This is a genomic window from Stenotrophomonas sp. 10N36 (assembly GCF_056395005.1).
Window position 1 is genome coordinate 120,391 of record NZ_JBFTIS010000010.1, and the last position, 12,649, is coordinate 133,039.

General features: G+C 67.8%; 13 protein-coding genes. 4 read left to right on the forward strand and 9 right to left on the reverse strand.

Going from position 1 to position 12,649, the window contains the following annotated elements; translation table 11 throughout:
- Window positions 1–71 precede the first annotated feature (71 nt).
- Window positions 72–554 carry a glutathione peroxidase gene (locus AC1DCJ_RS11870; protein ID WP_038687537.1) on the forward strand — a complete coding sequence of 161 codons (483 nt, stop codon included), beginning with the start codon at window positions 72–74 and terminating at the stop codon, window positions 552–554.
- Between the two features lie 147 nt (window positions 555–701).
- On the opposite strand, the gene AC1DCJ_RS11875 is transcribed toward AC1DCJ_RS11870, so the two are convergent.
- The 5 genes from AC1DCJ_RS11875 to AC1DCJ_RS11895 all read right to left on the reverse strand — a co-directional run bounded on the left by AC1DCJ_RS11875 (window position 702) and on the right by AC1DCJ_RS11895 (window position 5,995).
- Window positions 702–1,247, reverse strand: a complete 546-nt coding sequence (locus tag AC1DCJ_RS11875) for a TlpA disulfide reductase family protein (RefSeq protein WP_478071026.1) — start codon at window positions 1,245–1,247, stop codon at window positions 702–704.
- A gap of 391 nt (window positions 1,248–1,638) precedes the next feature.
- Entirely contained in the window at window positions 1,639–2,418 is a 780-nt protein-coding gene (locus tag AC1DCJ_RS11880) for a ferredoxin--NADP reductase (protein WP_137189893.1), read from the reverse strand.
- Between the two features lie 94 nt (window positions 2,419–2,512).
- The gene (locus tag AC1DCJ_RS11885; protein WP_478071027.1) at window positions 2,513–4,384 is read right to left on the reverse strand and encodes an ABC transporter ATP-binding protein; all 1,872 of its coding nucleotides are present in this window, start codon (window positions 4,382–4,384) and stop codon (window positions 2,513–2,515) included.
- A 235-nt stretch (window positions 4,385–4,619) separates the two neighbouring features.
- Window positions 4,620–5,063, reverse strand: a complete 444-nt coding sequence (locus tag AC1DCJ_RS11890; RefSeq protein ID WP_137189891.1) for a carboxymuconolactone decarboxylase family protein — start codon at window positions 5,061–5,063, stop codon at window positions 4,620–4,622.
- 35 nt (window positions 5,064–5,098) lie between these two features.
- Window positions 5,099–5,995 carry an RNA polymerase sigma-70 factor gene (locus AC1DCJ_RS11895; protein WP_478071028.1) on the reverse strand — a complete coding sequence of 299 codons (897 nt, stop codon included), beginning with the start codon at window positions 5,993–5,995 and terminating at the stop codon, window positions 5,099–5,101.
- Window positions 5,996–6,167: 172 nt separating this feature from the next.
- On the opposite strand from AC1DCJ_RS11895, the gene AC1DCJ_RS11900 reads away from it, so the two are divergent.
- Window positions 6,168–7,685 (forward strand): fumarate hydratase, encoded by a 1,518-nt coding sequence (locus AC1DCJ_RS11900; RefSeq protein WP_038687545.1) that lies wholly within the window; start codon window positions 6,168–6,170, stop codon window positions 7,683–7,685.
- A 247-nt stretch (window positions 7,686–7,932) separates the two neighbouring features.
- Here AC1DCJ_RS11900 and AC1DCJ_RS11905 read toward each other — a convergent pair whose 3' ends face one another.
- On the reverse strand, window positions 7,933–8,568 hold the full coding sequence (locus AC1DCJ_RS11905) for a LysE family translocator (protein ID WP_478071029.1): 636 nt from the start codon (window positions 8,566–8,568) through the stop codon (window positions 7,933–7,935).
- 151 nt (window positions 8,569–8,719) lie between these two features.
- Between AC1DCJ_RS11905 and AC1DCJ_RS11910 the strand changes: the two genes are divergently transcribed.
- Window positions 8,720–9,355, forward strand: a complete 636-nt coding sequence (locus tag AC1DCJ_RS11910) for a glutathione S-transferase family protein (protein WP_478071030.1) — start codon at window positions 8,720–8,722, stop codon at window positions 9,353–9,355.
- A 21-nt stretch (window positions 9,356–9,376) separates the two neighbouring features.
- On the opposite strand, the gene AC1DCJ_RS11915 is transcribed toward AC1DCJ_RS11910, so the two are convergent.
- Window positions 9,377–10,486, reverse strand: coding sequence for a sterol desaturase family protein (locus AC1DCJ_RS11915; protein WP_448136136.1), 1,110 nt, complete (start codon window positions 10,484–10,486; stop codon window positions 9,377–9,379).
- A 141-nt stretch (window positions 10,487–10,627) separates the two neighbouring features.
- Here AC1DCJ_RS11915 and AC1DCJ_RS11920 point away from each other — a divergent pair, with 141 nt between their 5' ends.
- Complete coding sequence (locus AC1DCJ_RS11920) at window positions 10,628–10,975, forward strand: hypothetical protein (protein WP_478071031.1); 348 nt, start codon at window positions 10,628–10,630, stop codon at window positions 10,973–10,975.
- Window positions 10,976–10,992: 17 nt separating this feature from the next.
- On the opposite strand, the gene arsC is transcribed toward AC1DCJ_RS11920, so the two are convergent.
- On the reverse strand, window positions 10,993–11,346 hold the full coding sequence (arsC, locus tag AC1DCJ_RS11925) for an arsenate reductase (glutaredoxin) (RefSeq protein ID WP_478071032.1): 354 nt from the start codon (window positions 11,344–11,346) through the stop codon (window positions 10,993–10,995).
- Window positions 11,346–12,512, reverse strand: coding sequence for a phospholipase A (locus tag AC1DCJ_RS11930; RefSeq protein ID WP_137189883.1), 1,167 nt, complete (start codon window positions 12,510–12,512; stop codon window positions 11,346–11,348). The genes arsC and AC1DCJ_RS11930 overlap by 1 nt, the downstream gene beginning before the upstream one ends.
- Between the last annotated feature and the right edge of the window lie 137 nt (window positions 12,513–12,649).

The window sequence follows — 12,649 nt, forward strand, 5'->3', positions numbered from 1 at the left end:
CACCCCACGGCCCGTTGCCCCGTTCATCCCCACCACGGCGCTAAGATGCTTTTTTGCGCAGGAGCTCGGCCATGACCACCGCCTTTGATTTCTCGTTCGTGGACCTCACCGGGCAGCCGCAGGCGCTGGAGCAGTACCGGGGCAAGGTGCTGCTGTTGGTGAACGTGGCCAGCAAGTGCGGGTTTACCCCGCAGTACGAAGGGCTGGAGGCGCTCTGGCGGGAGTACGCGGCGCGCGGGCTGGTGGTGATCGGGTTCCCGTGCGACCAGTTCGGGCACCAGGAGCCGGGCAACGCCGAGGAGATCCGCAGTTTCTGTTCGCTGACCTACGCGGTGGATTTCCCGTTGTCGGACAAGGTCGAGGTCAACGGCGAGGGCGCGCACCCGCTGTGGCAGTGGCTGAAGGCGGAGAAATCCGGGGTGTTGGGGACGCGCGGGATCAAGTGGAACTTCAGCAAGTTCCTGGTCGGTCGCGACGGGCAGGTGCTGCAGCGCTATGCGCCGACCGATAAGCCCGAGTCGCTGCGCGACGATATCGAGGCGGCGCTGGCGTAACGCCGGAGCGAGGCGGCACCGGCGTAGCGCCGGGCTCTGCCCGGCTCCGTGATCCCGGTAGTGCCGGCCGCTGGCCGGCTCCTCGCATCACCGGTTCGCCCAACCTTCCAGCCACGCATGGCGTGGCTCTACGCCGCGGCGGTGGAATCAGCCGCCTGCTTTGCGGTTGCGCACGTCTTCGGGCAGCAGCGCGAGGATGTCGTCGACGATTTTCGGCAGGCTTTGCTCGGAGTAGCCGCGATGCACGCGGGCGATGCTGCCGTCGTGGCCGATGATGAACATGTGCGGGATGGCCTGGATGCCGTACTGGTCGCTGACCTCGCCCTTGGCGTCGTGGATGTAGTCCAGTGGCGGGGCGTTGCGGCTGCGGGCGATGGCGGCGAAATCGGCGCGCGGTTCCTTCAGGTTCACCGCGTAGACCTGCAGCGCGTCATGCCCGATGACCTTCTGCAGCTGGCCCAGGATCGGCAGTTCCTTGCGGCACGGGCCGCACCACGAGGCCCAGAACGTGACGATGACAACCTTGCCGCGCTGGCTGGCCAGGTCGACCACGTTGCCCTGGCGGTCCTTGCCGAGGATCTGCGGCGGGATATCGCCGGCTTTCGGTGAGGGTGTTGCGGGCGCGGCGGCGCTGGCGGCCAGGCTCGTGGCGAGCAGCAGGCAGGCGAGGGCGGGGCGGATCTTCCTGATCATCGGCACGGCTCCAGGTCAGGCCCGACCGTTGCCGGGCTGACGCGGAATATAGCCGAACGTGCGTGCGATCGTTGGCGCGGAAGCCGACCAACGGTCGGCTCTACCCGGCAGGGCCGCGGTCGGCGAATCAGCCCGTAGAGCCGGGCTCTGCCCGGCTGGCGCGCAGGTTGGCGAATCAGCCCGTAGAGCCGGGCTCTGCCCGGCTGGCGCGCAGGTTGGCGAATCAGCCCCGTAGAGCCGGGCTCTGCCCGGCTGGAGCGCAGATTGGTCGATCAGCCGGGCAGAGCCCGGCGCTACGGGTTGGCGCCGGTTGGTCGATCAGCCGGGCAGAGCCCGGCGCTACGGGGTGGCACAGGTTGGTCGATCAGCCGGGCGGAGCCCGGCGCGGCGATTACTTTTCGACGAACGCGCGCTCGAAGACGTAATGGCCCGGGGTGCCGATGCGCGGCGAGGTCTGGAAGCCACGGCTGTCCAGCACGGTGCGCAGGTCGGCCAGCATCTGCGGGCTGCCGCAGATCATGGCGCGGTCGTTTTCCGGATCCAGCGGCGGCAGGCCGAGGGTCTTCTGCATCTCGCCGCTTTCCATCAGCGAGGTCAGGCGGCCCTGGTTGGGGAACGCCTCACGGGTGACGGCCGGGTAATACAGCAGCTTGTCGCCGATCATCTCGCCGAGGAATTCGTGCTCGCGCAGTTCCTTCTCGAACAGGTCGCGGTAGGCCAGGTCCTTTTCGTAACGCACGCCGTGGGTGAGGATCACCTTGTCGAAGCGTTCGTAGGTTTCCGGGTCCTTGATCACCGACAGCCACGGCGCCAGGCCGGTGCCGGTGCCCAGCAGGTACAGGTGCTTGCCCGGGTGCAGGTCGCTGATCAGCAGGGTGCCGGTGGGCTTCTTGCCAACCAGTACCTTGTCGCCGGGCTGGATGTGCTGCAGGCGCGAGGTCAGCGGGCCGTCCTGCACCTTGATGCTGAAGAACTCCAGGTTCTCTTCCCAGTTGGCGCTGGCGATGGAGTAGGCACGCAGCAGCGGCCGCGTCTCGGTTTCCAGGCCGATCATCACGAACTGGCCATTCTCGAAGCGGAAACCGCTGTCGCGGGTCGTGGTGAAGCTGAAGTAGGCGTCGGTCCAGTGACGGACCTCAAGCACCGTTTCGGCGCCGAAAGCGGAAGACATGGGGGTGGGGTCTGATCTGTTTTGTCCCGGCCAGTTTATCTCAAATGAGATAAATTCTCATTGACTGGCCGGGAAGGCCGGTGGAACGGGGCTGTCAGCGGTATCCCGCCGCCTGCAGTTCGAACAATTCGGCATACCGACCGCCCTGGGTCATCAGCTCGGCGTGGGTGCCGCTGGCCTCGATCCGGCCGCCGGCCAGCACCAGGATGCGGTCGGCCATGCGCACCGAGGAGAAGCGGTGCGAGATCAGCACGGCGGTGCGGTTGTCGGACAGTTCCTTGAAGCGCTGGAAGACCTCGAACTCGCTGCGCGCATCCAACGCGGCGGTGGGCTCGTCGAGGATCATCACCTGGGCGTCGCGCATGTAGGCCCGCGCGATGGCGATCTTCTGCCACTGCCCGCCGGACAGGTCCACGCCCTGTTTGAAGCGCCGGCCGATCAACTGGTCGTAGCCGTTGGGCAGGGCGTTGATGACCTCGTCGGCCATGCCGCGGCGGGCCGCGTCGCGGATCCGCGCATCGTCGGTCATCGCCTCCACCAGGCCCACGCCGATGTTCTCGCCGGCGCTCAGGTTGTAGCGCACGAAGTCCTGGAAGATCACGCCCATGTTGGCGCGCAGGTCGTCCAGGTCGTAGTCGCGCAGGTCACGGCCGTCGAGCAGGATGCGACCCTCGTCGGGGTCGTACAGACGCGCCAGCAGCTTCACCAGCGTGGTCTTGCCGGCCCCGTTCTCACCCACCAGGGCCAGCACTTCGCCGGCACGCAGCTCGAAGTCCAGGTGGCGCACGGCCCACGACTCGGCGTCGGGATAGCGGAAGCCCACGTTCTCGAACACGAAGCCCTGGGTGATCGGCTGCGGGATCGCCACTGCGTCGGTGCGCGAGTGGATTTCCGGCTGGATCTGGAAGAACGAGAACAGGTCGTCCAGGTACAGCGCCTGGCCGGCCACCTGCGAGAACCCGATCAGCAGGCCTTCCAGCAGCTGGCGCAGGCGCAGGAAGCTGCCGGCCAGGAAGGTGAGGTCGCCGATGGAGAAGTCGCCGCGCACGGTGCGCCACGCGATGTAGGCATAGGCGGTGTAGTAGCCCAGCGTGCCGAGCGCGGCCAGCAGCGTGCCCCAGAACGCACGCTTGCGCGCCAGTGCGCGGTTGGCGTGGAAGAACTTGTCGGCCAGGTACTTGTAGCGCTCGATCAGGAACCGGTGGAGGTTGAAGATCTTCACCTCCTTAGCGGTTTCCACGCTGGCCCCGATCTGGCGCAGGTAGTCCAGCTGGCGGCGCTCGGGCGTCCACTGGAAATTGAGCGAGTAGCCGGCCGCATTGAAGTGCGATTCGCCGATGAACGCCGGCACCAGCGCGACCGCCAGCAGCAGGATCAGCCACGGCGCGTACACCAGCAGGCCCACCGCCAGGCTGGCCACGGTGATGGCGTCCTGCACCTGGCCGAACAACTGGCTCATCAGGTTCATTCGCCCCATGGTCTGGCGCCGCGCGCGGTCCAGCTTGTCCTGCAGGTCGGGGTCTTCGAAGTCCTCCAGGTCCAGCTCGGCGGCGTGTTCCATCAGCCGCACGCTGGTGACGTTGGTGAACAGTTCCGAGAGCAGGCTGTCGGCGTAGTTCACCGCGCGGCCCAGCAGGTCGGAGACGATCGCCAGGCCGAACTCCAACGCCAGCAGGCCCAGCAGTGGATTGAGCAGGCCACTGGACAGCGCCTCGCCGAACGGCGGGAACCCGGCCTCGTGCTGGCTCAGGTGCAGCGCCGCGTCGATGATCAACTTGCCCACGTACAACATCGCCACCGGCAGCAACGCACGGATCAGGCGCAGGCCCAGGCTGGCGCTGGCCAGGCTGGGGCTGGTCTGCCACACCTGGCGCAGGAACGGGGGCAGGTTGCGCATCGCCTGGAAGCGTTCGCGCAGGCTGGGATTCTTCTGGCCGGGCGCACCGGCAGCGGGGGAGGCAGGCATGGCCGCTATTGTGCGCGCCCGCGCCGTGGCGGAGGGATGAATGCGTTGCATGCCACGCCACCAAAGCGCGCACCCATCCCAAGCGGTAGGTGCCGACCGTTGGTCGGCACGGCAATCACACCGTAGGTGCCGACCGTTGGCCGGCACGGCAATCACACCGTAGGTGCCGACCGTTGGTCGGCACCGCGGGTTGGATGGATGTCCGTGGAGCCGGCCAGCGGCCGGCACTACCGGGTTACGGCAGCGGCGGCAGCAGCCCCGCACCCAGACGGTTCCACGCATTGATCACCGCGACGCCGACGCTCAGGTCGCTGATGCCCTTTTCATCGAAGTGCGGCGCCAGTGCATCGAACGCCGCGTCCGAGGGCGCACCGTCGGGAAGCCGGGTCAGTGCTTCGGCCCAGCCCAGCGCGGCGCGTTCGCGGGCGTCGAAGAAACGGCTTTCGTGCCAGGCCGGCAGCGTGTCAAGCTTGCGCGGTTCGATGCCGCCCTTGCGCAGGGCCGTGCCGTGCATGTCCATGCAGTAGCCGCAGCCATTGATCTGCGACACGCGCAGGAACACCAGCTCCATCAACGTGGGGTCGATCGAACTCTCATGCACGGCCTTGCTGGTGGCCAGCAGGCCCTTGATGGCCTCGTTGGCCAGGCGGAAATAGGGAACGCGGGGAGAAGCGGACATGGTGGACTCCATGACGGCCCCGTTGGCCGTCTTCATCAGGAGGACGCGCCGGCGTCGCGCGCTGTGACAAGGGCGGTGAGTTTTTCTGGATTGAGCACGCTCAGCACCCGCGCGATGCGGTCGCCGTCGATGCTCACCAGGGTGACCGAGTGCAGTTGGTCGCCCTGGAAACGCAGGATGGCCGGCTCGCCGTTGACGTAGCCGATCCGGGCCGGGTGCGCCCCGTTGCGCCGCGCGATCGCCCAGTAAAGCTGGGCGATGCGTTCGGCACCCAGCAACGGGCGGATGGCCGCGGTGACCCGGCCGCCGCCGTCGGACACCATCTCGGCATTGGCATGCAGCAACGACAGGATCGCGGCCTGGTCGCCACGCTGGGAGGCATCCATGAAGCGGGTCAGCAGGTCGCGGTGCTGCCCGGCGCTGACCTCGAAGCGCGGTTTGCCGGCCTGCAGGCGTTGGCGGGCGCGATGGACCAGCTGGCGGCAGTTGGCCGGGCTGTGGTCGAGCAGGGGGGCGATGTCGGGGTAGTCGTAGTCGAACACGTCCTTGAGCAGAAAGGCGGCGCGCTCGTCCGGCCCCAGCTGCTCCAGCAGGGCCAGGAAGGCCATTGACACCTCGTCGGCCCGCGCATGGCGCTGGGCCGGGTCGTGCAGCGGATCCGGATCCAGCGCGATCTCCAGCGGCTCGGGCAGCCACGGCCCCACGTAGTCGATGCGGGCGTTGCGCCGCGCTCGCAGGCGGTCCAGGCCCAGCCGGGTGGTGGCGGTCACCAGCCAGCCTTCCGGGTCGCGGATGCCGGCGATGTCGGCCCCCTGCCAGCGCAGCCAGGCGTCCTGGACCACGTCCTCGGCGTCGCTGCGGCTGCCCAGCAGGCGGTAGGCCAAGGCAAACAGGCGGGGGCGGTGGGTCTGGAAGGTATCGGTCGGGGTCATGCCGGGAGGACGCCGCCAGGGGCGCGGTTGTGACAGGGGTAGGGCCACTGTGCCGCAGACGCCGTGCCGGCGCGATGGCGGGGGGGCGCGCTACGGCCGATGCCCCTTGGCGGCGCGAGGGGGGTAAAATGATGGGCTGAATCCCCGCCAGCCTCCAGCAAGCGAGCAAGTCGTGACATCGATCAAGCAGGAAGACCTCATCCAGTCCATCGCCGACGCGCTGCAGTACATTTCGTACTACCACCCGGTCGATTACATCAAGAGCCTCGCCGCCGCCTACGAGCGCGAGGAATCGCCGGCCGCGAAGGAAGCGATGGCCCAGATCCTGATCAATTCACGGATGTGCGCCGAAGGCCACCGCCCGATCTGCCAGGACACCGGCATCGTCACCGTGTTCCTGGAAATCGGCATGAACGTCCGTTGGGATGATGCCACCATGGGCGTGGAAGACATGGCCAATGAAGGCGTGCGCCGCGCCTACAACCATCCGGACAACAAGCTGCGCGCCTCGGTGCTGGCCGACCCGGCCGGCAAGCGCACCAACACCAAGGACAACACGCCGGGCGTGGTCAACGTCAAGGTGGTGCCGGGTGACCATGTCGAGGTGATCGTCGCTGCCAAGGGCGGTGGGTCGGAAGCCAAGAGCAAGTTCGCCATGCTCAACCCGTCCGACTCGATCGTGGACTGGGTGCTCAAGACCGTGCCGACCATGGGCGCGGGGTGGTGCCCGCCGGGCATGCTCGGCATCGGCATCGGCGGCACCGCCGAGAAGGCGATGCTGCTGGCCAAGGAATCGCTGATGGAGCCGATCGACATCAACGAGCTCAAGGCCCGTGGCGCCTCCAACCGGGCCGAAGAACTGCGCCTGGAACTGTTCGACAAGGTCAATGCGCTGGGTATCGGTGCCCAGGGCCTGGGCGGCCTGACCACGGTGCTGGACATCAAGGTCAAGGACTTCCCGACCCACGCGGCCAACCTGCCGGTGGCGATGATTCCCAACTGCGCGGCCACCCGCCATGCGCACTTCACCCTGGACGGCAGCGGCCCGGTGATGCTGGATCCGCCGTCGCTGGAAGACTGGCCGCAGATCACCTATGACGCCTCCAAGGGCACCCGCGTCGACCTCGACACGATCACCCCGGAAGACGTCGCCAGCTGGACGCCGGGCCAGACCCTGCTGCTCAACGGCAAGCTGCTCACCGGCCGCGATGCCGCGCACAAGCGCATCGTGGAAATGCTGGACAAGGGCGAGCCGCTGCCGGTCGACCTCAAGGGCCGTTTCATCTACTACGTGGGCCCGGTCGATCCGGTGCGCGACGAAGTAGTGGGCCCGGCCGGTCCGACCACCGCCACCCGCATGGACAAGTTCACCCGCCAGGTGCTGGAACAGACCGGCCTGCTGGGCATGGTCGGCAAGGCCGAGCGCGGCCCGGCGGCGATCGAAGCGATCCGCGACAACAAGTCGGCCTACCTGATGGCGGTCGGCGGCTCGGCCTATCTGGTGTCCAAGGCGATCAAGGCGGCCAAGGTGGTCGGTTTTGCCGACCTGGGCATGGAAGCGATCTACGAGTTCACCGTGCAGGACATGCCGGTGACCGTGGCGGTGGATTCCACCGGCGAATCGGTGCACATCACCGGCCCGCGCGAATGGCAGGCCCGCATCGGCAAGATTCCGGTGGTGGTGGCCTGACCTCTGCAGATGCCGGTCGCTGATCGGCACGCAGACAGGAAAAAACGGCGCCCGAGGGCGCCGTTTTTCGTTGCCGATCGCGGTGGACGCGCGCGGACCGCTGCGTCCCGTGCGGTTCGCGGTACGCGCCGCGCCCCCCGGCGTGCCGCGCGGATCGGGGTACGCGCCGCGACCCCCGGCGTGTCGCGCGGATCGGGGTACGCACCGCAACCCCCGGTAGGCGCCGACCGTTGGTCGGCGCGCACTCTCACCGCCGCACGTCCACCAGCATCCGCACCGCCAGCGCACCCAGCACCGTGCCCATCAGCGCGCGCTGCATCGCCTGCCAGCGCGGCCGCCGCGCCAGCAAGGCGGCAATGCTGCCGGCGGCCAGCACGATCAACGCATTGACGCCCAGGCTGGTGGCAATCTGCACCAGCCCCAGCACCACCGATTGCGCCATCACGCTGCCATGGCCGCTGGGCTGGATGAACTGCGGCAGCAACGACAGGTACATCACCGCGATCTTCGGGTTGAGCAACGCCGTGAACAGGCCCATCGCAAACAACCGGCGCGGGCTGTCACGCGGCAGTTCACGCAGCTGGAACGGCGACGGCCCGCCCGGGCGCAGCGCCTGCCACGCCAGGTACAGCAGGTACAGCGCCCCGGCGATGCGCAGGGTGTCGTAGGCATGCGGCACGGCCATCAACAACGCGGTGATGCCCAGCGCCGCGCACAGCAGGTAGACCAGGAACCCCAGCGCGATGCCGCCCAGCGACACCAGCCCGGCCGCGCGCCCCTGGCAGATCGAGCGCGACACCAGGTAGATCATGTTCGGCCCGGGGGTGAGCACCATGCCCAGCGAGATCAGGCCGAATGCCAGCAGGTGGGACAGCTCGGGCATCGCCGCACTCCGGGGGAAAGGTGCTGCGCATGCTAGGCCTGCCTGGCGCGGCGCAACAGCCACAGCGCCGCCATGCGCAGGCGTGCATCTGTATCCATCGCAGACCGCCGGACGGCGCATAATCGAAGGCTTCCCCTGACAGGCGCCGCGCATGCCCACCACCTTGTATGGTTCCCCCAGTACCGCCTCGCTGGTGGTGCACTGGCTGCTGATCGAACTGGGCATCGAGCACGAACTGGTCCTGCTCGATTTCGAAACCCGGCAGCACAAGTCCGACGACTACCTGGCGCTCAATCCCGCAGGCGTGGTGCCCACGCTGGTGATGGATGGCCAGGTGCTGACCGAAGCGGCGGCGATTGCCCTGCACCTGGCCGACCTGCATCCGCAGGCGGCTCTGTTGCCGGCGCCGGGCACTGCCGAGCGCGGCGAAGCGTATCGCTGGATGTTCTGGTGCGCCAACACCGTGCAACCGGCGTACCGCGCCTGGTTCTACGCCCATGAAATGGCCGGGCCGGACAGCGCCGGCGCTACCCGCGAGATGGCCCGCGAAAGGCTGCAGGCCGCGTGGCAGCGACTGTCCGACCACCTGCAGGCCGGTGGGCCGTACATGCTGGGCGCGCAGCTGAGCGTGGTCGACCTGATGCTGGTGATGTTGCTGCGCTGGTCGCGCAACATGCCCGTGCCAAGCGACACCTGGCCGGTGCTCAAGGCCTACGCCGATCGGCTCAAGGCGCGCCCGGCCTTCATCGAGGTGTACCGCCGCGAAGGCATCACCGACTGGCGGTGATACCCGGTTTGGCGGCGCGGTTCAGTCGACGAACGCGTCGAAGGTCTTGCGCGCGCGGAACGGCATGACGTGTTGCCGAAGGATGCCCTTGGGCACCGTTTCGAGCTTCATCACCCCATACTCCTGCGGCCAGTGGGCCTGGTCGCGGGGCAGCTTGAAGGTGCCCATGAGCATGTCCACCAGCGGCAGGTGGATGGCGTAGTTGACGTCGACATAGTCCTGCTGCCGGGCGTGGTGCCAATGGTGGTACCGCGGCAACACCAGCAGGTACTCCAGCCAGCCGAACCGCATGCCCAGATTGGCATGGGCCAGCACCGCCTGCAGCCCTACCAGGATTACGTAGGCGTTCACCGCGGGCGTGGAGAAGCCCAGCACCAGCAGCGGCAACAGCACGCAGCTGCGGGTCAGCACGATTTCAACAAAGTGGATGCGCGAGCCGGCCAGCCAGTCCATGTGGCGGCTGGAGTGGTGCACGGCATGGAAGCGCCAGAGCCAGGGCACGTTGTGGTACGCCCGGTGCAGCAGCGCCTGGGCCATGTCGGCCACGAACACGGCCGCCAGGAACTGCAGCCACACCGGCATCGACTGGATCAGCTGCTTCAGGGTGGGGAACGCCGCCAACCCGGCCACGGTCGAGGTGGAGGCGGTGACCAGGATCAGGATGAACTGCACCAGCACATGGCTCATGAAGAAGTACGCCACGTCGGTGCGCCAGCCCGGCCGCAGCGGCGACAGCGCGCGCTTGCCCAGGTAACGTTCCAGCGGCACGAACACCAGCGCCGAGAAGAACAGCGACAGCACGAACCAGTCCAGCCCCAGCGAGTAGGGGGTCTGGCCGATCGCATCGAACTGCACATTGGTGCCGCCCAGCAGCACCGCCAGCGTTGCACTGCATACCCCTACCAACGCGATGCGCTTGTTGCGGTCGCGCACGATTGCCAGCGTCCCCAGGATGAAGGCCGCGGCCAGCCCCACCAGCAGCAGGTGCCGGGCGAACTGTTCGTTGTAGACCGCGCGGAACTCGCGGCTGGTCAACAGGTCGGGGAAATGGAAGCAGGCCACGCCCAGCAGGCTGAGCAGCCCGAGCAGGGCCGAGGCGTAAGCAAAGAAAGAGCGTCGTGGTCGGGCCATCCGCTGGCATCCCGGTGAAAAGGCCCGGCCATTGTCACCCCGATCCCACGCAGGGCGGAAGAGGCGTCCGCGACGGCCGGGTGCTACATTTGCCTGGGATGCGCAGGGTGCATCGGCACCGACCCGACAAGGAGCACGACCATGCCAAGGATGCTGTCTGTGATGCTGCTGACCCTGCTGCTTGCTGCCTGCAGCAGCGGCGGCGATACCTATCCGGCACCCAGCCTGCGCGAGGTGACCGCCGCCAACCAGTGCATGGCGGTCTGCCAGAGCCGGTACGACAGTTGTTCGGCCAGCCCACTGGGCAGTGGCAGCAGCGACACCTGCGGCACCGGGGTGGCCACCCAGCGCGACGGTCGCTGCGACAAGATCGAGAACCCGGAGCTTCGCCGTTCGTGCCAGGCCAGTGCCGACTTCTGCCGCAACCGTTCGCCGGCGCTGCGCTGCGGTGAAGAACGCGACCGCTGCGTGAGCCGCTGCGGCGGTTGAGCCTCCGCGGGCCGGCGTCAGGCCGGCAGGATCTCCAGCACTGTTTCCGGCGGCCGGCACAGCCGCACGCCACGCGGGGTGCGCACGATCGGCCGGTTGATCAGTGCCGGGTGCGCGTGCATCGCCGCGATCAGGGCCGTGTCGTCCAGCGTGGGATCGGCCAGCCCGAGCGTGGCATACGCGTCTTCCTTGGTACGCAGCAGGGCGCGTGCGCCGGTGCCCATCGCCGCCACCAGCGCCGTCAGCGTGGCCACGTCCGGCGGGGTGTCCAGGTAGGCGATGACGGTGGGTTCGATGCCGTGCTCACGCAGGATCTGCAACGCCCCGCGCGAATTGCTGCAGCGCGGGTTGTGCCAGATCGTTACCGCCATCAGTACCACTCCAGCAGCGACACGCCGAGGCCGATGTAGGTGGCCTTGTGGTTGTAGTCGATCATGCTCTCGCCATAGCCATCAAACACCTGCACGTGGCCACGCAGCAGGTTGCTGATCGGGAAGCCGTAGTCCAGCTGCACCGCCCCGTGCGAACGGTCGCCGCCGCGCAGCGAATGGCGCGCCATCAGCGAGACTTCATGGCCATTCCGGTTCCAGGTCAGGGTCGCGTCGCCGCGGCCCATGTAATCCTCGATATCCGGGTTGTTGTCGTCCTTGCGATCTTCGGGCAGGCGATACCACGGGCGCAGCACCAGTGCCCAGTTTTCGCGGTCCAGGCCGATGGTGGCGATCACCCGGTTCCAGCTGCGCGACAAGGGGTCGGGGCGGCCGTTGGACATGTGGTTGACGCTGATCCCGCTCATGCGCCCGCGCCAGCCGCCGATCGAATAGCCGTTGCGGAACAGCAGCATCATTTCGGGTTCGTAGTTAGTTTCGCGGAACGGGCGCGAGTTCTCGGCGTTGTAGGCCTGCCAGCGCGAGCTCTGGGTATAGCCGGCCCAGATGTCGCCGTTGTCGCCGAACAGGTTCTCCACCACCTTGGTCTTGAAGCTCAGCTGGAACTTCAGCTCGTTGCTGTCCAGCAGCTGCGGGGTGGTGACCGTGTTGGCCGGGTTGGGTGACTGCGGGGTCTGGTTCTTGTCGCTGGTCCAGAACGCCGGCAGCAGGTACACCGGCTTGTAGGCACGCAGCTGGAACGCGCCCAGCTTGGAGTCCTGCGCCAGCTCCCAACGGCTGTCCAGCAGCGAGCCCTTGCCCGCGTTGGCCAGTGCATCTTCGTGGCCGTCGCTTTTGAACAGCTCGCCGATACGCTGTTTGGCGCGCTGCGTTGCCGGTGCATCGGCCTCGGCCGTGCGCGCGGCTTGGCGTTCGTCGCGACGGGCCTGCTGCGCGGCAACGGCGGCGGCATCGGCGGCCTCGGTCACCCCGCGGGTGTGCCCGAACAGTTTGTCGTAGCAGGTCAGCCGCGCGGCGTCGGTATCGACCAGCGCACACGCCTCCGGCGAGGCCGGGGTGGGGGCCGCTTCCTGGGCGGCCACGGGCAGGCTGGCAGAGGCCAAAGCCAAGGCGGTAAACAGGGCGGAGCGTGGGCGCGAAGAGGTCATGAAAGCAGGCCAGGTGGCAAAGATGAATGGGGTTTCGGGAACAGTGTGGCCGTTGCCCGCCGATCCTGCCAGCGCCCGCCGTGGTCCCGCAGCAGGGTTTATGCCGGGCAGGCCCGTGCGCGGGGCGTGAAAAGCGC